12 protein-coding genes and 2 pseudogenes are annotated in these 22,278 nt (G+C 56.8%); 6 read left to right on the top strand and 8 right to left on the bottom strand.

Annotation, left to right across the window (positions count from 1 at the left end):
• Positions 1 to 6: 6 nt before the first annotated feature.
• Positions 7 to 999 carry a DUF3179 domain-containing protein gene (locus EC9_RS15360; protein WP_145346614.1) on the bottom strand — a complete coding sequence of 331 codons (993 nt, stop codon included), beginning with the start codon at positions 997 to 999 and terminating at the stop codon, positions 7 to 9.
• Positions 1,000 to 1,966: 967 nt separating this feature from the next.
• Between EC9_RS15360 and hrpB the strand changes: the two genes are divergently transcribed.
• The gene (hrpB, locus tag EC9_RS15355; protein ID WP_218934164.1) at positions 1,967 to 4,576 is read left to right on the top strand and encodes an ATP-dependent helicase HrpB; all 2,610 of its coding nucleotides are present in this window, start codon (positions 1,967 to 1,969) and stop codon (positions 4,574 to 4,576) included.
• A 518-nt stretch (positions 4,577 to 5,094) separates the two neighbouring features.
• Here the strand turns inward: hrpB and EC9_RS15350 are convergent.
• The 4 genes from EC9_RS15350 to EC9_RS15335 all read right to left on the bottom strand — a co-directional run bounded on the left by EC9_RS15350 (position 5,095) and on the right by EC9_RS15335 (position 10,962).
• A complete protein-coding gene (locus EC9_RS15350) occupies positions 5,095 to 5,919 on the bottom strand; it encodes a methyltransferase domain-containing protein (protein WP_145346612.1) in 825 nt (274 codons plus the stop codon).
• Between the two features lie 208 nt (positions 5,920 to 6,127).
• Positions 6,128 to 7,261, bottom strand: a complete 1,134-nt coding sequence (locus tag EC9_RS15345) for an AI-2E family transporter (protein WP_145346611.1) — start codon at positions 7,259 to 7,261, stop codon at positions 6,128 to 6,130.
• A gap of 535 nt (positions 7,262 to 7,796) precedes the next feature.
• The gene (locus EC9_RS15340) at positions 7,797 to 9,668 is read right to left on the bottom strand and encodes a sodium:solute symporter family protein (RefSeq protein ID WP_218934163.1); all 1,872 of its coding nucleotides are present in this window, start codon (positions 9,666 to 9,668) and stop codon (positions 7,797 to 7,799) included.
• Between the two features lie 583 nt (positions 9,669 to 10,251).
• Positions 10,252 to 10,962, bottom strand: coding sequence for a hypothetical protein (locus EC9_RS15335; RefSeq protein WP_145346609.1), 711 nt, complete (start codon positions 10,960 to 10,962; stop codon positions 10,252 to 10,254).
• A gap of 1,758 nt (positions 10,963 to 12,720) precedes the next feature.
• Here EC9_RS15335 and EC9_RS15325 point away from each other — a divergent pair.
• From EC9_RS15325 to EC9_RS15310, 5 genes and pseudogenes are all read left to right on the top strand, one after another.
• Positions 12,721 to 13,065 carry a hypothetical protein gene (locus EC9_RS15325; RefSeq protein WP_145346607.1) on the top strand — a complete coding sequence of 115 codons (345 nt, stop codon included), beginning with the start codon at positions 12,721 to 12,723 and terminating at the stop codon, positions 13,063 to 13,065.
• 59 nt (positions 13,066 to 13,124) lie between these two features.
• A pseudogene (locus EC9_RS27330) lies at positions 13,125 to 13,328 on the top strand (HNH endonuclease); the annotation flags it as partial.
• A gap of 162 nt (positions 13,329 to 13,490) precedes the next feature.
• Positions 13,491 to 13,676, top strand: coding sequence for a hypothetical protein (locus EC9_RS27005; RefSeq protein WP_246105703.1), 186 nt, complete (start codon positions 13,491 to 13,493; stop codon positions 13,674 to 13,676).
• 239 nt (positions 13,677 to 13,915) lie between these two features.
• Positions 13,916 to 14,470 (top strand): annotated as a pseudogene (locus EC9_RS15315) (multicopper oxidase domain-containing protein); the annotation flags it as partial.
• Between the two features lie 76 nt (positions 14,471 to 14,546).
• Positions 14,547 to 14,825, top strand: coding sequence for a metal-sensitive transcriptional regulator (locus EC9_RS15310; protein WP_145346605.1), 279 nt, complete (start codon positions 14,547 to 14,549; stop codon positions 14,823 to 14,825).
• A 255-nt stretch (positions 14,826 to 15,080) separates the two neighbouring features.
• Here EC9_RS15310 and EC9_RS27000 read toward each other — a convergent pair whose 3' ends face one another.
• The 3 genes from EC9_RS27000 to EC9_RS15295 all read right to left on the bottom strand — a co-directional run bounded on the left by EC9_RS27000 (position 15,081) and on the right by EC9_RS15295 (position 22,236).
• Positions 15,081 to 16,460 (bottom strand): hypothetical protein, encoded by a 1,380-nt coding sequence (locus EC9_RS27000; RefSeq protein ID WP_246105702.1) that lies wholly within the window; start codon positions 16,458 to 16,460, stop codon positions 15,081 to 15,083.
• 113 nt (positions 16,461 to 16,573) lie between these two features.
• Complete coding sequence (locus EC9_RS15300) at positions 16,574 to 20,089, bottom strand: efflux RND transporter permease subunit (protein ID WP_145346604.1); 3,516 nt, start codon at positions 20,087 to 20,089, stop codon at positions 16,574 to 16,576.
• 11 nt (positions 20,090 to 20,100) lie between these two features.
• Positions 20,101 to 22,236: an efflux RND transporter periplasmic adaptor subunit gene (locus EC9_RS15295; protein WP_145346603.1), complete on the bottom strand. Its 2,136-nt coding sequence runs from the start codon at positions 22,234 to 22,236 to the stop codon at positions 20,101 to 20,103.
• Positions 22,237 to 22,278: the final 42 nt, after the last annotated feature.

Below are 22,278 nucleotides of genomic sequence, written 5' to 3'. Positions count from 1 at the left end.
ACAACGTTAGCGACCCGCGATCTCCGTTTCAGGGTGGAACGCATACCATGCGAACCAAAACGTATTCATCCATTGAATCCCGACATCCGCCTTAATGACTCGGATCGTTTGATCCTCGACATCGAAGGCAACTGTGAATTTCCTACTGCCGAGCGACTTTTCGATTTGCACCGACTTCCCTCCAAACGCAGAAATGGGAATCGCAATTGCGTTGGCGTCGTCCCAAACTCCCAGCACACTTTCTTTTAGGCGCAACGAGTTGCTGATCGGCTTTACCGGGAACATCAGGTTGGGCTGATTGAAATAGCGTGTGTACGGACTGGCTTGATAGTTTCGCCTGTGACCGGTTTCGGGTGAGAGTACCGTTGTCTTTGGATTGCGATTCTTCCAGGCAGCCCATGTGGTCAGTTCCATCGGCAAAACGGTCAACTTCATCCTCGCACCGGGACCCGAAACGCCCTCGCCTTTCAACTGCGACCAGAGGCTCTCTGTATCGGACCGGTCGTACATCAATACGTTGCTGTTGTAGAGCAATCCCGAGACGCCAAATTCCAGTTCTCCGAGCGACGTCCGACGATCAAAAACGACTGCGGAGTCACAAAGCGGACAATAGGTCACAGCGATCGGTAGTTCGCCGATGCGATCGTTGATGATCTCGTGATAGTTCAAAATTGCGAGCGGATAGGCACGCGTTTCTCGACCCAACACAACGCCAATCACACGATCGTTGGCTCGCAAGTAAGTCGCTTCCGCAGCCGACACCATTCGCGGATTGGAGAGAGAAGGAATACCGTCTTTGGGAGGGCCACCGGAGCGGATCTCTTGGACCGGAATGGTCGCTTGCCTCAAGTTAAACCCAATCCCCCCTTGCGCTCGAAGCTGAACCGGCTGGACAGTCAGCTGGTCACTATCAATGTGACGTTGCAACGACCATGCCCCTGCAATCGCAAACGGAATGAAAAGCAGCAAGCTGCGGATAAGTCCGGACTGAATCCTCATTTCGAATCAACTCCCTTTCGACTGATCGACGTTTTGGTGACCTTGATGCTTCCGCGAGAGACCTCACGGAAATAGCGACTCTAAGTAAGCAAGACTCTTCCCCGACGAACAACCATCGCTCGCCCCGGGCTGGAAACCACGATGTTCAAAACAAGCGTTTGACACGTTTCGCGATGTTTTTGCATTTCGTTCCTCGACTGCTGGTCGAGTAGCTCACCTGAACCACTCGATTCGCCGCCTACCGCAAACACCAACGAGCAACCGAATACACCGTTTCAAGGATCAGGCACGTCGAATACGGTTCGGCAGCAAACAATGGGCAGGCGTACGAATCCATCGCCGACACGCCGATTGCATTCTCTCAACGACGCAATGATTGGGCAGTGAAGCAACGCACAGATCACAAAAGTTAATCAGATGCGTTATCGTGCAATCAAATTTGCAATGTGATGCGTTGAGGCATTGGGATCGCAAAGACCAAGTCGCGTTGCTGCGGTGATAAGGCCTCCGCGACACAGCGAACAAGCGGAACCTGCTTTCCGTTTTGTATCCCACGACGCTATGTCCAGTGGCAATGTTTTGCACTAACGGCAAATTGCGTTTCAAACACAACAGCCGTAAATAACTTCGGGAATTGAACCGGGGAAGCGGCCACCTGAGTTGACGATTTGCATTTGCGGGTCGATAAAATCTATTTCCAAGCAGGTCATATTGTTTTTTCGATTAACCGCGAGCCCATCGGGCCGCGCGGCCCTTCAACACGCGGGGTGATGCCCACGTGGGAAACTAGAAAATTCCGTGCTTGCTGTTTATATAGGGCCCTCTGAGGCTGTGATTTAGTGAGGTGGCGCACTCGAAATCCGTGAGCGGCGAGGCGCTAGGCGCCGGTTTTTCCCTCATCAATGAATTGGGTTCCTTACCGGCGGCTAGCGTCTCGCCGTTCATTGGAAAAGAATCACAGCACTCCTTGAGTGCAACGGAGTTTCAAACCATTACCGACCCGGAAATAGAACGATTGCCGATCGCCGATTGCGTTGATGCAATCCTTGCGGCGTTGGCTCGCGGCCGGTCGGTGGTGCTTAAAGCGCCGCCGGGAGCGGGCAAGACGACCGGCGTGCCGTTGGCTCTGTTGGATTCTGACGCTTCCGAGTTGTCGGCCGGTCAGCCAGGTAAAATCCTGTTGGTCCAACCGCGTCGCTTGGCCGCACGCAGCGCCGCCGCTCGGCTGGCAACGCTGCGGCAGTCGAAACTTGGCAACGAAGTCGGCTATCACGTCCGCTTCGATCGCCAAGTCGGCAACGAGACGCGTTTGATCGCGATGACAACTGGCATGTTGCTGCGTCGGCTGCAGGACGATCCGCTTTTGGAGGACGTCGGTTGCGTTATCCTCGACGAATTCCACGAGCGCTCGCTCGACGGTGATCTCGCCCTGGGGATGCTGTGCCGCATCCGCCACGCGCTGCGCGACGACCTGCGACTGGTGATCATGTCGGCGACGCTCCAACCGGCGCCGATTGTCGAGTTCCTGGGGGATGCCGAGGGGATCGAGAGTCGAGGGCGATCGTTCGACGTCGCGATCTCGCATGCGAGCGATCTGTCGACCGATCGGATTGAAAACCAGGTGGTGGCCGCGTTGCCCGAGATGTTGCGTTGCACGGCCGGACATATCTTGGTCTTCCTGCCCGGCGTCGGGGAGATCCGTCGCACCCAGAACGCGATCGAAGCAGCCGGTTTGGCCGGCGATTGCCAGGTGATGCAACTTTACGGCGACCTGCGGCCCGACCAGCAAGACCGTGTGATCGCCGCCAGCGGCCAACGTAAAGTAATCTTGTCGACCAACGTCGCCGAAACCTCGGTCACCATCCCAGGCGTGACCGGAGTGATCGACAGCGGGTTGGCTCGCGTGTTGCGTTACGACGACCGCGTCGGGCTGCCCCGGCTGCAGATCGAAAACATCTCGCAGGCTTCGGCGACGCAGCGGGCCGGGCGCGCCGGGCGTACCGAGCCGGGTGTCTGCCGGCGATTGTGGCCCGAGACGCTGCAGCGGACGCGGCCTCCAGCCGACTCGCCGGAAATCTTGCGAGCGGACTTTTCCGGCGCTGCGTTAACGCTGGCCGCCTGGGGCGAACGCGACGCGACCGATTTTCCCTGGCTTACGCCGCCTCGCTCGGATTCGGTCGACCGGGCGTACCGGTTGTTGGAGTTGCTAGGCGCGGTGGATGCCGATCGCGTGGTAACGTCGATGGGCAAACAGATGGCGGCCCAACCGCTGTCGCCGCGACTTGCCCGGTTTCTCGTCGAAGCCGAACAGCTGGGGATCGCCGACGATGCGGCTCTGGCTGCCGCTTTGTTGACCGAGCGCAGCCCGTTTGATCGCGATTCATTGCCAACGGGAGCGGATGTCGGCAGCTGTGACGTTGCTCTCCGCGTGCAGATGCTCAAGGACCTGCGGGACGGCAACGCCGACGTTCGGGTGCCTCCGGGAGCGGTGAAGACGATCTGGAAGGTCGCCGATCGCTTGGTGCAGCGAGGGCCGAAGTCGTCGCCGCGCCAGCAGCGGCCGAGTGGCGTGACAATCGCCGCCGATTTGCTGGCCCGTGCCTTGCTCGCCGCATTTCCCGATCGCGTCGCCCGACGCAGATCTCCCGGCAGCGCGCAGGGCGTGATGGTCGGTGGCCGCGGGGTTCGGTTGCACCGTGGATCGGTCGCCTGTCACGTGGCGACAGCGCAGGCGGATCGCGCGGAATTGTTTCTGTGCCTGGACGTCGATGCATCGGGCACGGAGGCTCAAGTTCGCATGGCGACGCAGATCGATGCTCGCTGGTTGGACGACGACCAGGTGCGGCGGGTCGATCAGCCCCGTTTTGATCCGCAATCGCAAGCCGTGCAGATGCGGCGCTGCCTCTATTTTTCGGATCTGCTGCTGTCGGAGGCGCCGATCGCTTGCACGCCTTCGCCCGAGTCCGCGCAGTTGCTGTACGACGAAGCCGCTCGCGATCATGCCCGCGTCTTTCCACCCGACAAGCCTGAGGTCGCTGGGTTGATCCACCGCGTTGCATTCCTCAACAACCACGCCCCCGACCTGGGATTGCCGCCGCTGGACGACGACCGCATCAACCAGGTGCTGCGCGAGCTTTGCCAATCTCGCACCTCATTTGCACAATTGCGTTCCGCCCCTTGGTTGGACCATTTGCTGGGCAGCTTCGATTACCAGCAGCAGCAAACGATCGAGCGTCAGGCGCCGGTGCGGATGCAGGTGCCCAGCGGCAATTGGCAGAGGATCGAATACTCGCCGGACAAGCCGCCGGTGATGCGGGTCAAACTGCAAGAGCTGTTTGGATGGACCGATACGCCACGGATCGCTGGCGGCCGCGTTCCATTGCAATTGCATTTACTGGGACCCAACCAACGGCCCCAGCAGATCACCGACGACCTCGCCAACTTTTGGAGAACGACCTACGCGGTGGTTCGCAAAGAGCTGCGCCGGCGATACCCCAAGCACCATTGGCCCGAGGATCCGTTGTCGGCCCAAGCGACCCGCAACGGCATGCAACATCGCAGGCTCGAAAAGAAATAGGCCGCCAACCTAAGGCGGCCCTGTCCGGGGCGTTTTCGTATTCATGACTCCGGAGGAGTCCGCGTCGGTAGCTCGGGGCGGAAGCCCCGAGAACGTGTGGCAAACCACGTCGACGGCCCCGGATGGGGCCGTCCTAAATCGATGCATGTTGATCCGGTTCGGTCGACGACGGCCCCGTCCGGGGCGGGTTTGTCCAATGCGTGCATGCCTTCTCGGGGCTTACGCCCCGAGCTACCGAAGACGGCCCCGTCCGGGGCGTTTCGTGTTCATGACTCCGGAGGAGTCCACGTCGGTAGCTCGGGGCGGAAGCCCCGAGAACGCGTGACAAACCACGTCGATCGCCCCGGATGAGGCCGTCCTGAATCGATGCATGTTGATCCGGTTCGGTCGACGACGGCCCCGTCCGGGGCGGGTTCGTGTTCATGACTCCGGAGGAGTCCACGTCGGTAGCTCGGGGCGGAAGCCCCGAGAACGTGCGACAAACCACGTCGATCGCCCCGGATGGGACCGGCGTGAATCTAATTTCGCCGCAACAGGAGCAGATCTGCCGCCAGAGTGACGTCCATCGCCTGAACTTCATCTAAGCGAGACTTCTGGGAATGTCGCACCGCACGGTACGTCATTGCCAACGCGTCGGCGATCGCGTCCGGCTCCAGTTTGACGTTGTTGTTCCAATGCTTCCGATCAACGACTTCAAGACCGACATCCGTCATCTCCTCGGCAATCAATTCCCAACGACTGCGGCGATGGCCAGCTTGCTGGACCTTCTCGCGAAGTTCGATCAGATCATCTTCGCCCGGCACGGCGACCACACAGATCCCTCCGGGCGCAAGAACGCGGTAGATCTCTGAAACCGGACGCCGACCGAAAAGTGAGATCACGCGTTGAACACTTTGATCGGCCGCCGGCAGCTCGCGATCCGCGTTCGCCAACACCCAAGTCGCCGCAGGCCATCCGCGTGCAGCCAACTTGATAGCCCGTTTGGAAAGGTCGATACCGCAGTACGAATCGGCGTCGTCGCCAAACAACGCAGGACCAAACGATCCTTCACCACACCCGAGATCAAGCGTTCTCAGATTTGTCTCGGTGCGGTTCGCCGCGAGCCACGGACGCAGGGTTTCGATCAGCGATAGTGCGTGTCCACGTTGAAGCCAACGGTGCCTGGCCAAAACAGCATCTAACGAATCCCCAGGATTCTTCGACTTCTTATCCTGAGGTTGCAGGAGATTCCAATAGCCCTGTTTGGCTTGATCAAAATGATGGCCAGCGCAGCACACCAGGCCTTGCTCACATGGCTTAAGCAATTGTTGGCAATCTCGGACGGTGCAGCGCAGTTGAAACATGGCCCGATTGTAAATGCGAAGACACAAACCAACAGGGGGCTTCACAGCGTCGCCGGATAGGTCACGCGTCTCAATCGTACAGGGGAACCCTTGCCCGAGCTGCACGTTTTCCGCTCACATCGGACAACACATGTTCAATCAATTTCGTGAACGCGATTCCTTGGCCAAATAACATCGTGCCGAAAGAGCCCCGGGCGACCGACGCTTTTCACGCGACCAACTTGCGATCTTCTGCATCCCCGGAGGCTGCAAATCGTCCAGCCATCAAATCCGCAAGCGGCCTGGTTGAATCGATCCGTTGCAGCAATATTTTCATGGCCGCAGTAATGGGAGTTGCGAGAAACATCCCAATCACTCCCCACATCATTCCCCAAAACATAAGTGCAACCAGCACCGTGACAGGGTGAAGGTCCGACGAATTCCCCATGATCTTCGGCTCGATCAAATTGCCACTGATAACCTGAATACCACAAGTGACAACGATCGCTGACGCCATCCAACCGATGCTCCCTTCGGGATTGAGCAGGATCAGTGGAATCGGAAGCAAGCTTGCAACGAGCGGCCCAATGTTTGGCACGAAATTTAACAGGAACGCCAACACGCCAAACGTGAATGCCATGGGGACGCCGAACATCCGCAGCGCGATGCCAAAAGCCAATCCTGTGAAGACGGAAATGATCGTCTTGAGTCCCAGATAGGAACGGATTTGTTGATCGATCTCGCGCACCATCGGCCAATCGTCGCCGACCGCCGGGGTGCCGATCAACAAAAAGAAGACGTAAATCATCACGATGACACACGTCGACACAAGATTGATAAAGGCTTGGGAGATGATCGAGATCCCGTCGCGGATAAATGCGTCGACAAACTCGCTTGCGTCTCGCGCAGGGGGCTCGTTTGCTTTGACGGTTCCAGGCGACTCGGTTACGTCGACTGACAATTCCTTTGCAGGCAAAAACGAAGCAACTTCATTTTCGATGCGACTGCCGATCTCTTCGACGCGGAGTTCGGCCCAGTCGACAATTTCTTGAACGCGAATCCGATACATTTCCGAATTGGCATTCAGATCGACCATCGACATCCAAACGGAGACGCCAAACGCAATCATCAGCCCCACGCCGGAGACAAATGTGAGCCCCGCGGCGATCAGCCGGTTCACGCCCAAGCGTCTCTCCAGCGTCGTCAATATGGGGCTTACGCCGCTGACAACAATGAGCGCAACCACCAGCGGCACCAACACCGGGCGCAGCCAATAGATCGAGAAAGTGACTGCAACGACAGCCAATGCCATCAGGCAAACGGTTTGTACGCGAGTGTCTGTCGTTGGGTCCTTGGGAATCATAGAGCACGAAAATACCAAGAACGCCCAGAGTGGGGAAGCGATGGCGCCCTCGAAAGATGCGATCCTCATACAAATCTTAGCTTCACCACTTAAGAAAATGACTGAATCGCAACGCGGTGACACGGTGATCGCAGAGGGGCCGTGGGCGAAAGACACTCTGCGTCCTCGGCGCCTCTGCGTTTGTTCTTCCTGCCCTGCACCCGACCACCAATGTCAGTTGCTTCAAGACGCGTCAACTTGCACCCGACGTGGTTGCCTCTAAGCTGCAACCGAGCGAACGACTCTCGATCGCTGCGGTAGGCAGCAGCAAGACTTGCATGGGACGGGGCGACAAATGGCCCCCCAGAGTCGAGTCACACGAAAGAACAAACCGCTCGACCAGAACGCTCGCCTCGTCCCAGTCCTGCGGAGACATCAACAAGCCCCCAGTAAAATGCCTAGACGCCCGTTCTTCCCGCAGCGTCCTGGCGACGCAATTCGAGGCCAACCGCCACGCCAAAGGCAATCATTTTGTGGATGTCCCCTACTGCTGCTCCTACGAATGAGAATCGACTCGTGTCAATCGCTTCACCAAAACGGCAACGATCGCTGTCAAAATGGCGGCGATCCCGCCGCACAGCGCCGCGGCTTGGTAGTGCCCAAAGATCAGGTTCCCAATTCCCGGCAGCACCGCGTAAACGATCCCCGTTGCGGAGAGGGCGGTTAGGATCGAAAGGCCAATGTCGGTATCGACCTTGACGTTGGGATTGCGTTCGGCGACCGGCTTCCAAAACGGTCCGCCCGGCCTGACCATTTGAAAGAACCTATCGAGCGTCGCGTCATCGACGGGGGGCGTTAACCAAGTGACGATCACCCACAGCGCGATCGTCATCACGGCAACAGAAAACATCTTGACCTCCGGCCCTAAGATGGGGCCGCCGCCATCGGCGGACACCAGTCCGCTGGCAAGCGCGATCGGTTCGACTGTCAAGAAAAACAGAAGCGATCCGAACATCGAAACGATCTCGCTCCAAGCGTTGATCCGCCACCAAAACCAACGCAGCATAAAAACGGCTCCTGTGCCAGCGCCCAGCGCCAATAACAACCGCCAAGCAGCGTCGACCGATTGGCCAAACATCAGCACCGACGCGACGCCACCGGCCATCAACACGATCAGCGACGCATAACGCGACGCTCGGTTTAATTGTTTTTCCGTTGCGTCGGGACGCATAAACCGCTGGTAGACATCGCGAACTAAATACGATGCGCCCCAGTTCATTTGGGTGCTGAGCGTCGACATGAACGCGGCGAAGAACGTGACAGTCAACAGGCCGCGAAGTCCCGGAGGACTGAGGTCGCGCATCACTCTCGGAAAACCGACGCCAGAGTTAAAAGCGGGATCGGCAAGTTCGCTTTGACGCAGTTCCGGGTACATCGCAAGCGCAGCCAGCGCTACGACTAACCATGGCCAGGGACGAACACAGTAGTGGGCGATCTGAAACCACAGCGTCGCGAGCAGCGAATGACGTTCATCTTTGCAAGCCGCCATCCGCTGAACGATAAATCCGCCACCGCCGGGTTCAGCGCCTGGATACCATGTCGCCCACCATTGCACCAACAGCAGCAACAAAAATACATGCAGCGGCAGCCACGCGTTGGCACCTGTAAAATCGGGGATCAAATCAAACGCTGCCGTGCCGCCCTCGCCAAAGTTCTCGATCACTTTGGCTTCCAATTGCGAAGCGCCACCGAAGTGCGCGATCGCCAGCCATGCCAAGGCAATACAGCCGAACATCGCGAGACAGAATTGCAGCGCATCAGCGACGGCAACGCCCCACATCCCCGAAAGCGTCCCATAGACGCCCACCATCATCAGCGTTCCAGCGATGATCAACCAAGGCCGAACCGACAGCGCGTTATCGCCGAATACCGTTTGTTCGAGCGTCGACGCGGGCAGTTCGAACAAGACAGTTTCGTCCAACACCATGAACATCGCCGACGTCACCCAACCGATGATGATCGGATTGACGATCAGGGCGACGTAGATCGCCCGGGAACCACGCAGCAGGGCCGCCGATTTGCCCGAGTAGCGTAGCTCTACGAGCTCGACGTCGGTCATCACGCCCGACCTTCGCCACAGCTTGGCATAAACGAAAACAGTGATCATGCCACCGAGCGCAAACGACCACCAAACCCAATTCCCGGCCAGACCGTGCTGAATCGTAAGCCCAGTTACGGCCAACGGCGTATCTGCGGCAAACGTTGTCGCGACCATCGACGTCCCGGCAATCCACCATGGCAACGACCGTCCAGAGACAAAATACTCCGCAATGTCCTTGCTGGCTCGATTGCGGAACCAGAATCCGATCCCAATCGTGATGGCGAAGTAGGCACCGATGATCGCATAGTCGATAGCGGTTAGGATCATATTGGGTTCTTGGCTGGGGGTGAATCGTCGCGACCGTCGCGACGATCTAAGGAGCTGGACGAAGCGGAATCCGTATACGTTAGCGGATTTCAGCCTCCGCAGGAAAAGGGAGGGGGGCTTAAGAATCTTCGAGACATCGCCCTGGATCATTTCGCGGTCGGGAAAAAAACTGCGTGGGATATCGCTAAGGGACGGCCAGGGCTATTCAGTGTTTCAATTTGAGGTATCAGCCGCCACGAGCTAGCGTCCGGTTTCCCTGGAGAACCAGACGCTAGCGCGTGGCGGCTGATTTGCCTAAGCACAAACACTGATCAGCCCTGCTCGAACCGCCACGAGCACTGGGCTGCAGGTGAAAGTCGCAATCTCGAAACGGATTTATCGGCGTGGCGTGCAGGCGACCGAGCGATTGCTGAGCAGAGACTACATCCGGCACGACGCCAAGCTCTCGAAGTACAATTGCCTCACAACGGGTTAAACCCGGCCCTTAAGCTTAAAGGTTCCAGTTCGTACTTCAGCCAAGAACGAGACATCCGATTGGCACGTTATGAAAGATTGAATCGGGAAGTCATTTTTGAGCCGTCCCTTAGAAGCCTTCCTTTTTTAGTTCACTGCTCAATGCGCTGCGTGTGGGATACTTTTGCCGAATCGCGTCCGCTTTCGCATCCGCCATCGGTTTGCCGCAAGCCATAGCAAGCAAGCCCAGCTGCTTAGCTGCACGCTGATAGGCGGGGCGGTTTTTTTCGGAGATCGCGCTGTCGATGCGACCGATTGTAAGTTCGGGATTTTCGGCGATTGAAGCCAATTGTTTTTCGAGTGCTTTCTCCGCTGCGGCTTTTTGTTCTGCCGATCGTTTTGCCGCCTCTGCAAGTTGGATTCGCAATCGTTCGGCTTCGATTTTGGACGCAGCCTCTCGCAATTGTCCCAATGTACGCTCCCCAGTTCCAAGGTTTGGAGCCTCAGACGCCTGGGTGCGGATTGTTCTGAGCAAATGAGATGACGCGTTGTTCGGCTCGGCTAAGCAACGCCGTAGGTTGTCCCTAAGTTCAGCCTTGGAGAGCGATGCCATCCATTTGTCGATCATGGAATCGTCGCTTGCGCTCTTGTTCTGTTCAGGGGATGCTTCGGACGCGACCGACAATAGGTCCGGGTCAATCTCGTAAAAACTGCGCAACCGGTCTAGCGCGTAGTGTTGGTCACGAAGTCCCGCTGGTACTGGCGGCTCAATCGCGTCGTCGTCCCAATTGAATGCGAGATGCGCGATGTACAGCGGTCGCAGATCACCAACGATCAACATCTCACGAATCGGAATCAAATCGCTAGCGAGACTCTGGACATCCTCCATCCATTCCCAGGTCCCCGCGTCGCCTTCTGGTTCCAAGGTCAGAATTCCTGCTGTCCCCGTTCCATCGGGTTCCCAAAAGATTCCCTCCTCGAACAGATAGGGTTTGATCGCATCGGCGAAAGGAAACCCGTCGGGCAGTCGGAAAGCGACTCGCCGGATTCCATAGTTGGCGTAGTGGACATGAACGTCGTAGCCACGCCGCATCATCTGGTCGACATCACCGCGAAAATCGCCAAAGTGATATTCGTTTGTGAATGACCAACGGGAAATCTCCGCTCGAGTGGATTGTTGGCGCATGAATTCCAAGCTTGCATCATCGAGCGGCCCGTCCACTGCACGAAATTCAATCCATTGATACTCTGACATCGTTTTCGTCTTAAAAATCTGGGGGAAGAACTACTGCACGATTGGATTTCCAGAATTGCCAGATCCAAGCGGCACGACCACAACTCTCATATCTGGTGCTCGAAAACTCTTTTAGCAATACCGCCCCGGCTGTCCAACGGCCTGGTAATACCGATCGCGATGCAGTCGCTACGAACGCTTGATATCCGATACAGAATCGAACATGTTAGGACCACCGCCATCGCTAGCGGAATCAAGCTTACGCTTCTGCCCAAAATGCCACGCTGCAATGTTTCATCGCATAGCAGCCGAAGAAACGCACGCCGGAATAGGTTCCTGAGCCTGCAACAGCTGTCCCCAATGCCGAGAGATCATCGGGATAGACCGATCGCTACTAGACGATTGCTCATTCGTTCCGACGGTTTGGCAACCGTTCCAGGGCCAGTCGATTCGCCGATATGATGTTCAATATTGCAAGCGGTGTGAAGCCTGCTTGTTTGCGGTGCACGTACACAATACGATCCTTGCAGTGCAAAGGCAACACTACGAGAGGGGAATGCGTCACGCGCTGCTTTCGTTCTTCTTTACCCAGCGAACAGTGAATCATGGCGGCATCGGACGCGCAGCAGTTCTTGAATGACCTCGACAAGAAGCTTTGGACGGCTGCGGACCGGATGCGATCTAATCTGGATGCTGTGGTCTATAAAGTTGCATTTTGGGGACAACCATTCTTAGAGCTAAAGCGAGCATTTTCTGGAGAGTCGAGAGTCATTGGATGGGCTGCTGAAGGTGCGGAGTAGCCGCAGTGCAGCTCACTCGGGAAGGTAGTGATTTTGGGATAGACCTTTCAACGGATTGACGGGAGCTTGCATCCAGGGCCTGCCTGCGTCGAGCGGGTTCCGCGCAGAGACTCTCCGCAGTTCCGGCTGACCGCTAGTACAGTCGCGCGAATCGCTTGACCAGGTCGCACCAGTCGGGCCGTCGAACTAAAATCGGTGCGACAGCTTCGGAGGGGGCAAGCTTCGCATATCTTCGCGCAACGGCCGCACGATCTGCACCTCGTCGAGATCGATCACCTCGCCCCTGGCTTGCCGAGACATCTCCAAGCCCCCCGCAAAAGATGCCTAGACGTATGCTAATCCCGCGGCGTCCTGGCTACGCAATTCGAAGGCAACCGCCTCCCCAAAGGCAATCATTTTGTGGATGTCCATTACTTCAGGTTCCATCGGGGACTATTGAGCAGCGGTGGCTGGAAACCGCAAAATCCCTTTCTCGCTGGCGGAAATGTCGGGTCACGCTTCCAGCGTGCGTGGACACCGTAGTAATCGCTGGTCTTTCGACCGTTTCCCGTGATACAATGGGTGCATGAAGTATGTAATTGATCTTCCTGCCGATATTCAGCATTGTCTTACCGAACGTGCCAACGAGACCGGGCAAGACGTTGCGCAATTGATCCGACTAGCGGTGACGCGGTTTGTTTCTGAGGAAGTAAGTGCGAACGGAGACGATTCCAAGTGGCCCCAGGCTAAAGACGACCGTCGCTGCGAATTGATCGATCGTGAAATTGCTGGCACGATTAGTCTGTCTGAACGTGCGGAGCTTGCGAGTCTGCAAAGGGGCGCTGAGCAGCATTTCGATGAAATAGCATCGCCGCCGATGGAAGAATCTCTCAAGCTGCACAAGCGGCTAATTTCTCGGCCGGATGCGTAGCGTGCCACCGCTTGCGTTTACATACCCCGGCGGACCGTTAGTTCGTCGTCACGGGCCGAGTGGTTATTCGGACGTCCAATCGTTCAGGCCAATGGTTACGCGACGAGTTTTCATTTCGCTGTGTCTACTGTTTGGTTCGCGAACAGTGGGGAAAGCGACTAGGTGAATTTGACCTCGACCATTTCGAGCCGGTCGCTAGTTCGCCAGAGGCGAGCTTGGATTACGACAATCTCGTCTACTCGTGTCACGCCTGCAATCTCCGCAAAGGCCAACGACAGGTTCCAGATCCAACCCAACATTTTCTGGAATCGGCTGTTCGCGTCCATCTCGATGGGCGACTTTCAGGATCAACCGACGAAGCACGCCGCGTGATCGCGGTGATGGGATTGAATTCAGCGAATCTAGTTCGATGGCGACTTACTTGGATGCGGATCATCGACATCTGCCAGAAGAATGATCCTGAACTCTTCGCTTCACTGATGAGTTACCCGGACGATATTCCAGAGTTGTCGGCGCTCACGCCACCAAGCAACTCGCGCCCCGACGGTATTGATCGTTCGTATTACGCCCGGCGTGCTAGCGGCAGCTTGTCCAACGGGTTCATCGTTTAGGTAGCGACGAACTTTAATCACTCTTCTCATCAAGCAAACCATCTCCCAGATCGGCTGCGGAAGAGAGAAGGACTTAAGGGCGGACCATGCGATTTTCCCATGCAGCCTCAGGCAATGACGAAGACGTTCGGAGGGGCGACGATCCAACTGAGCAGCCAACTCGACGATTCCACTTTGCTGCGAATCTTCGCTGCGGTCGTCGCTGTCACTGACGGAGTTAACATCGAGGATCTCGAACGATTCACCTGCATGGGCACACGTTTTGGGTGACCGGTCACGAAGGAGCTCGCATACCCAAGAGTGCCTGGGTGCCACGTAACAATGAACTGGTCGGTGTCGCTCAAGCATCAAGCTTTGAGTTCATCGCCAACAACCCCGGCGATTGGATTTTCCATTGTCACATGATGAACCACATGGTCAAACAAGTGGGACCGCGAGTGCGCGATGACGCTTCGGTCGATCAGTACCTCGCGAATCTCAGTAGCCGTCCGCAAGTCGACGCTTCACGAAGTGAGAAATTCGCGACGCCAGGCTACCCGCAGAAGATGCAGGGCATGGAGATGTCGGAAGAATTTATGAAAGCGATCTGGAGCCGAAAGGAAACTCGCGGTATGCGAGCGAATTACGCGATGGCGGTCAAAGGATTGATGACCGTGCTGCGAGTTCTGCCAGACGACCTGTATGAGTTGGTGATGAACAGCGGCCAGCCGGTTGAAAAAGGTGCGGTATTCGCTGAAATCGTTCGTCGTTTCGGTGACCCCGATAAGTACGAAGCTGCGCCCAAGATGATGTGAAGCGGACTAACCGTGGAGCCGTTTAGAGGGTAAAATTAGCGATTTGCGAAACGAACCTGCCCAAAAGTCCCTTCGAATGCTCTCCGACGACGAGAAAAAGAAGCTCAACAATCGACTTCGACGTGTCATCGGACAAGTCGAAGCGGTCGGTCGTATGATCGAGGATGACGAGTACTGCGTCGATATCCTGATGCAATTGTCCGCCGCAACGGGGGCACTTAACAAGGTCGGCCAGATCGTACTGGAACAACACGTCAAGACCTGCGTCAGCGACGCAATCGAAAGTGGTAACGCCCAAGACCGCGCCGAAAGGATCGAAGAGCTAATGAAAATCTTCCGGAAGTACTCCGAGTGAGCAACGAGAGTTGAGCGACGTGAGCTTAAGCACGGCAGGGCCAGAATTTTTGCTCCCCCCAATAACCTTCATCCCCGATTTGCGAGGTCGTGTGGCGTCGATTGAAACCGAAAAAGGCAGGGGTGGCGTGGTGCCATCATCACTTGCGTGAATCGGCCGGCGACACCACCCCCGCGTGTGGCAGATAGGGGGCTGGGAGTGAAGGAGGTGCGAGAATTTTCTCCTTCACTCCCACCTCCCTCACTCCCAGATCGATTAGCGAATTGTTGGAGCTTCAACTCCTTGTGACTTCAACACAGCCAACCACTTTTGCGGTTCTGCTGCGATCTTCTTCGCGCATCCGGGGCAACAGATGTAGATCGCTTTCCCGTCCGCGTTGACCTTGTAAGGTCCGCCCATTGCATCAAGCGGTTCGTCCATCACAGGGCATTTCTTTTGAGCCGCGATAAACGGCGCATCGGCAGAAACGACTTTGAAGATGCCTTCCCGAACCTGTTCGGTACCTGCGGGAACGGACGCTTGATTGCCACTGCCGTAAACCATCGCTAAATACTTCGCTGGCTCGGCCTGAATCTTCTTGATGCAGCCTTTGCAGCACAGATAGATCGGCTTGTCGCCAACCATCACCTTGATCGGTGTGCCCATGCCACCGAGAAGTTCATCCATCACGGGGCAAACCTTTTGGGCAGCGATGGCCGCTGCGTCGGCTTGGGTAGATGTCGAGACGGTGATCTTGGCGATCGTCGTAGCTGCTGGCTGAGCACTGTTTTGCGTGCCGTTGCCGTAAACCATCGCCAGATACTTTGCTGGCTCGGCTTGAATCTTCTTGATGCAGCCTTTGCAACACAGATAAATCGGCTTGTTACCAACCATCACCTTGATCGGCGTCCCCATGCCACCGAGAGGTTCATCCATCACGGGGCAAACTTTCTGGGCGGCAATGGCTGCTGCATCCGCTTGCGTAGCCGTGGTCACGGTGATTTGCGGGCGACCGGCAGCGTATTTAGCCGGGTCTGACTTGACCGCATTGACGCATCCGGCACAGCACACGTAGAGCTTCTGTCCGTTGACATCGACGGCGACGGGATCCCCCATGCTGCCGAGCGGCTTGCCGCTGACGGGACAGATCTTTTGTCGTGCGATCGCCGCGGCTGCTAGTTGTTGCTCGCTGGCCGGAACGGTGGCGACTTCGTTGAAAGAGATAGTGCCGGCCGCAATACCAACCAATTGCACATCGACGTCAATTTGTCGACCAGCGATTTGCGACAAGTTCACAGGAGCGGTCAAGGCTCCTTTGCCATTGGGCAACAAGTCGTAGCGATAGCGCTTCGCATTGCCTTCGACTCGTACCGAAACGGCACCGCGTGCTCGGTCGACAGACACCGTCTGACCGGCGCGGTCATAGACGAACATTTGTAGCCCGCCTTGTGAAACAATCGTTTCGATTTGAAGGTTGCCGGTTTGTTTCAAGCTGCCGCCATGCGGCCCCGCTTGCGTCGCTTCACGAGCCTGCGTCATGCCGGGCATCGCGTGGTTGTGACCAGCGTGATTGTGCTGCGATTGAATCGTCTGCCCAAACACGCCCGATGTGTACATCGCGAGTGAGAAAGCGGTGATGATGAGTGTTCGTTTCATGGGAGTACTCAGAGGCAAAAGTCAGGACACCGTCCGTTGGGTCCGTCGATCTTGGTGAGGTTGAGTGTTTGGATGCCTGAGTCGTAAATTTCTTCACGGGCAAACGAAAAGTTTTATGCCGCTTTCATGAGTTCCTCCTCCGGCATCGCTTCGGTGCCTTCCCAAAGCTCGTCTTGAAATCCGAAACGCATTTTCAATTCCAGGTAGCCGCAATAAAGCGTCGGCACGATGAACGAAGTGAATGGTTCGGCTAGCATGCCACCAAACACGGGAATCGCCATCGCTCGGGCAACGTCAGCACCACGGCCTGTCGCAATCAACACCGGAATCAATGCAGCCAGCGTCGTGACCGTAGTCATCATGCAGGGTCGAATGCGTTTGAGTCCCGCTTCGTAAACCACGTTGCGAATGTCTTCGACCGATTCGATCTTGCGTTTCTTGAGAAGCTGATGGATGTAGGTCGCCATCACGACGCCATCGTCAACCGCGAGACCGAACAACGCGATGAAACCAACCCAAACTGCCGTGTTGAGTTCCACGCCCATCGTTGCAACTGCGATCATGCCGCCAGCGAAGGCGACGGGGATACCGGAGAACACCGCTAACGAAATCGAGAGGTTTCGGAACTCCATGTAAAGCAACATCAGATTGATGCAAATCACCATCGGAATGATCCACATCAAGCGTCGATTGGCTTCGATTTGATTACGGAAGCTGCCGACGGCTTCGAGGGAATAGCCGGCTGGCAATGACAACCGATTCGGATCGGACGGAGGTAGCGACTGAGCCTTGCGGAGCTGTTCTTCGATCGCGGAGACCGATTCTAAATCTCCCTTGCTGCCATTGGTCATGAACGAAACATGAGCGACGAGTCGACCGTTTTCGCTGTTGATTGCACCCGGCCCCCAGGTCGTTTCCAGCTTTGCGAGTTCTTCCAAGGGAACGACGGCCCCCGACTGCGTGACGACGGGCAAGCGTTCCAAACCGTCGATCTGTTCACGAAGGTCGCGGTTGTACCGCAGTCGTACGGGATAACGCTCTCGTCCTTCGACCGTCTTGATCAGATTCATTCCGCCGAGTGCCGTTTCGATGACTTGATTCACCATCGACGAACTCATCCCGTACCGCGATGCCGCCTCACGATCGACCGTGAACTCGACGTAGGGTTTGCCAAGCACGATGTCGGGATTGACCGTGCCGGCGTTGATCAGCGGTGACTTCTTCAATTCAGCCGAAACATTCATCGCCGCGTCAGCCAATTCGTCAAGCTGGTTGCCGTAAACTCGAATGGCCATCGGTGCCTTGATGCCGGACTGCAACATCACCACGCGGCCCTCGATCGGTTGTAACGCCGACGCGGGCGTGACACCGGGCAACGTGGCGACGCGGTTGATTTCGTCCCACACGTCGCGAGCAGTGACGCCTTCTCGCCACTCGCTTTCGGGCTTGAGCATCACGTAGGTTTCGACCATCGCGGCTGGCGCGGGATCGAGTGCCGATTCGACGCGACCGATCTTGCCAAGCACATCTTTGACTTCGGGAATCTGACCGATCAGAACATCCTGCGTCTGCAGCACCTGCATCGCTTGCGAGAAGCTTGCCGCTGGATAGAGCGTCGGCATGTAGAACCAGCTTCCCTCGTCCAACGCGATCCAGTCGTCACTTTGCAAACCGGTGAAGACGTGTTTGGCATCGACGTAGCCGGGGAAATCGTTCAGTTCGGCACCAAAGAAGTTCGCGACCTTTTCAACTGGACGAAGTACGGTCGGCATTCCGACGTAGGCTCCCACGCCGATGATCAACAGCACCAACGGAAACGAAAGTGCGAATGCTTTGTGATTGAGCGCATGTCGTAGTCGCGCTGCGTATATCCAGCGAACGAAGCGGCTGGAAGGAATCTCTTCGATCGGCCGAATTCGTTCTCGCATCAACTGCCATCCGCCAATGAACCCGATCGTGGCCGCAATGGCGGTCACAAACCAGGTTTCTAAGCCAAAGCGTTCTGCGAGCCGTGATCCCCACAAGAAATGGGACGCGGCACCGAGCAATCCGGAGAGCGACAGCGCGGCAACCAGTGCGGTCGATCTTCGACGCACGCTGCTCCGCAACATCAATCGACACAAGGCGGGCACAATCGTGACGGCCGCGATCATCGCTGCAGCAATCGCAAATGTCTTGGTGTAAGCCAGCGGGGAGAACAGTTTGTAATCGCGACCGGTCAAAAAGAAGACTGGCAAGAAACTGACAATGGTTGTCGCCACGGCGGTCACGACGGCCGGTGCGACTTCGACCGTTGCTTCGTAGACGACTTCCGTTCGAGGTTGTTTGATTCTCGCCTCTTCGCTACCAGACTCCCAATCCGAAAGATGCTGGTAGATGTTCTCCGAAACAATGATCGCCATGTCGACCATCGTGCCGATCGCGATCGCAATCCCCGCCAGCGACATGATGTTCGCACCGACGCCGACCACTCGCATCGCAATGAACGACATCAGCACTGCTGCCGGCAAACAGATCGCAACGACGAAACTGCTGCGAATGTGCAATAGAAACAAGAGGATGATGATCGCAGTAATGATGATCTCGTCACGTAACGCATGCGTCAGCGTCGCCATCGTCTCGTCGATCAGTCCGCTGCGATCGTAGACGCCGTGGATGGTCACTCCTTGCAGCGATGGTGTGATCGCGGCGATCTTCTCTTTCACGCGGTCAATGACGACTCGCGGATTTTCGCCATATCGCATCACGACCACGCCGCCGACCGCTTCGGCTCCGTTGTAGTCCAATGCACCGCGACGAAAGTCAGGGCCAATCTGCACATTGGCAATGTCACGGACGCGAACGGGAACTCCGTCACGCTGCATGATGACGGTGTCCTCGATGTCCTCGACCGCTTTGTTTTTGTCACCGCCAGAGCCGAGGAACCCCTTGCTGCGGACGATGAACTCCATGCCGGTCGTCTCAACCGTCTTTGCACCGACGTCCAAATTCGATCCATTGATCGCCATCGCCAACTTATCTAGCGATACGTTGTGGAAGCGAAGCTTGTCGGGATCGACTTCGATCTGATACTGGCGAACGTAACCGCCGATCGACGCGACCTCGCTGACCCCTTCGACCGCCTGCAACTCGTACTTCACAACGAAGTCTTGCATGCTGCGAAGTTCCGCCAGCCCCATGCCTTCCTCGGGTGGCTGAAGCGTGTAGTAGTAAACCTGTCCCAATCCGGTCGCGTCCGGGCCAAGTTGTGGCACGACGCCATCGGGCAACTGTGACGCCGCACTGCCGAGTTGCTCAGAAACTCGACTGCGTGCCCAATAGAAGTCAATTTCGTCCTTGAACGTGACCTGGACAAAGCTGTATCCGAACATGCTCTTGCCACGCACCGACTCCGCACCGGGAACAGCGAGCAACGAAACGCTCAGCGGATAGGTGACCTGGTCTTCGATGTCCTTTGGCGAGCGACCCGGCCAAGGCGTCAACACGATGACTTGGTTCTCGCCAATGTTAGGAATCGCGTCGATCGGAATCGACTTGAAACTGATCCAGCCCGCGACGCTTAGACCAACGGTCAGCAATACCACCAGCCAGGGTTCTTTAACGCAAAAGCGAATGATTAGATTTAGCATGGTTCGTCTCCTTACTGCACCGTACGAGCGATCGAGGGGATTTCGCTAACCGGCATCGCCATGTCACGGACGACTTCTCCGCACGTCAGCATCTCGCTGCCCCAATACGGGTTCTGCAAATCGCCGCCGGGCTGCATCCAGTCGCCACCGCCGCCAGGAACCATCGGGCAGTAATAGTGCGTCAACTTCACAGCCGTCTTCGGCCCGCGAGCCACCGTGGCCGCTCGCAACATCGCGTGACTGACGCCGCGATAGGCTTCGCGAGCCGTTTCCAACGAACCATCCATACGAGATGCCGCACGGCGAGCGGTCGCAAACTTGCGTTGAGCTTCATCGGGAACACCGGCCGACAGTTCTAGTTCGCGGAGTCCTTCGATCAGCGTGTTCAATGCGACGGGCGGAGGCGTTTGGTCGGCCGCCATCGCACATTGGATTTCAAAGTACGCGTCGTAGGTTCGATCAAGCGTTTTGCCAGCGTCGGTCGCCAACATAACGGGGTTCGTTTTGGGAAGCTCGAGCGGTCCCGGTGAATAGCTCGGTGCCTTCGTGGGGTCCATCAACGATGGGTTTCCGGCGAGCTGCATTTGTGAGTCGATCAAGAAATTGCCACCTGTCGCAACCGTCTCACCAGCCGAAAGCCCTTCGACGATCACCGCTTCTTTTCGATTCATGGGACCGACTGTCACTCGGCGTATCTCAAAACGACCGGGTTCGGTTTCGACGTAGATCACGCTATTCTCGCCAGCTAGAAGCACGGCGTCGCGCGGCACAGTCACGACTTGCTGCATCGGCAAAGGCTCTGATGCGAACCCAAGTTGCGACGTCGGCACCAAATCCATATCGCAAAGTGGGCATGTCCCCGGTTCGTCGCGGATGACCTGCGGGTGCATCGGGCTGATGTATTTGTTCGCCAACGCCGGATCGTAAACTTGGTCCATTGGGATTGCTGGCACGGTGACCCGAGCAGTCGCGTAGTCGCCTGGTCGCAGTTTGCCGTCAAAGTTCATGATCTCGACACGGACGCGTACCGTTCGAGTCTTCGGGTTCACGGTGGGGTCAATGAAAGCGACGCGGCCGGTAAACACTTCGCCGGGCATCGACTGAATTTCCGCTTCGACTTGTTGACCGAATCGAACAGCCGATGCGTCGTCGGGAAACAGATCAAGCATCAGCCAAACACTGCTTAGGTCGGCTACTCGGTAGAGCTTGTGTCCCGTTTTGACGTAGTCGCCTTCAACAGCCGACTTCTCGATCACTGTTCCACTCTGCGGTGACTTGATACGGATACGCGACATTGGTTTACCCGACTTCCCCAACTGGTCGATCTGACTTTCCGTCATCCCCAGTTCAGTCAAATTCTCCCGAGCCATCTTGTTCAGATCGCCGCCAGAGATTTGAAAGCGACCGATCTTGCCATCGCTGTTCATGCTGGTGATGAACTCGGTTTGTGCGGTGTAAAGCTGCGGGCTGTAGATCAACGCCAGGTCGTCGCCTTCATTGACCTTCACACCGGCGTAGTTCGCGTACATCTTTTCCAGACGGCCGTCGATGTACGCACTGATGGTCGACAGTTGGCTTTCGTCGAAGTCGATCGAGCCGATGGTGCGGATCGTTCGATTGACTTCGCCCATCATCGACATTGCCGTTTGAATACCGACCAACCGCCGAGCGGATGCTTCGATAGTGACCGAGATACCATCGCCGCCACCGCCGCCGGTCGCTTCGACCAGTTCCATCGCACAGACGGGGCAGCGACCTGGTTCGGTGGACGGTGGCGTGCACATCATCGGGCAGATGTATCGCTTGTCTTCGCCACCAACGGCTTCGGACACGGCTGCATCTTTGCCGCCGGAGAAACCATCAGCGGTCAACCACTGCGTTCGCTGTGCGACACCGAGCAGGAAAAACACGAGACCGGCGACGACAACGACAGTTGCGGCCTGCACGCCAGTGCGCAACAGCCATGTCGAAGCAGAGGGGGAGACTGGGAGTGAAGGAGACTGGGAGCCCATGGGCTCAACATCTCCCTGACTCCCCCGCTCCCCATCTCCCGAACTCCCCGTCTTCTCATCTCCCATACTTCCCTCCGCCACATTCGTGACGTCGGGTTCCGGTTCTTCGGTTCGTTTATCTTCTTCCTGATTCATGTCAGTTCTCAATGCGTTCTACGGCACACGACGGTTCCAGCC

Origin of the sequence: Rosistilla ulvae (assembly GCF_007741475.1) — a bacterium.
In the GTDB taxonomy this organism is placed as follows: Bacteria; Planctomycetota; Planctomycetia; order Pirellulales; family Pirellulaceae; genus Rosistilla; species Rosistilla ulvae.
Note: the sequence above shows the minus strand (reverse complement) of the source record. Positions and strands in the feature narration are given on the sequence as shown.

Coding starts and splice junctions, on each gene's coding strand:
- EC9_RS15340 (WP_218934163.1), bottom strand. CDS start 9,668: ATGATCCTAACCGCTATCGACTATGCGATCATCGGTGCCTACTTCGCC.
- EC9_RS15310 (WP_145346605.1), top strand. CDS start 14,547: ATGCTCTCCGACGACGAGAAAAAGAAGCTCAACAATCGACTTCGACGT.
- EC9_RS27000 (WP_246105702.1), bottom strand. CDS start 16,460: ATGAAACGAACACTCATCATCACCGCTTTCTCACTCGCGATGTACACA.
- EC9_RS15345 (WP_145346611.1), bottom strand. CDS start 7,261: ATGATTCCCAAGGACCCAACGACAGACACTCGCGTACAAACCGTTTGC.
- EC9_RS15325 (WP_145346607.1), top strand. CDS start 12,721: ATGAAGTATGTAATTGATCTTCCTGCCGATATTCAGCATTGTCTTACC.
- EC9_RS15335 (WP_145346609.1), bottom strand. CDS start 10,962: ATGTTGATCGTTGGTGATCTGCGACCGCTGTACATCGCGCATCTCGCA.
- EC9_RS15295 (WP_145346603.1), bottom strand. CDS start 22,236: ATGAATCAGGAAGAAGATAAACGAACCGAAGAACCGGAACCCGACGTC.
- EC9_RS27005 (WP_246105703.1), top strand. CDS start 13,491: ATGCGGATCATCGACATCTGCCAGAAGAATGATCCTGAACTCTTCGCT.
- EC9_RS15360 (WP_145346614.1), bottom strand. CDS start 999: ATGAGGATTCAGTCCGGACTTATCCGCAGCTTGCTGCTTTTCATTCCG.
- EC9_RS15350 (WP_145346612.1), bottom strand. CDS start 5,919: ATGTTTCAACTGCGCTGCACCGTCCGAGATTGCCAACAATTGCTTAAG.
- EC9_RS15300 (WP_145346604.1), bottom strand. CDS start 20,089: ATGCTAAATCTAATCATTCGCTTTTGCGTTAAAGAACCCTGGCTGGTG.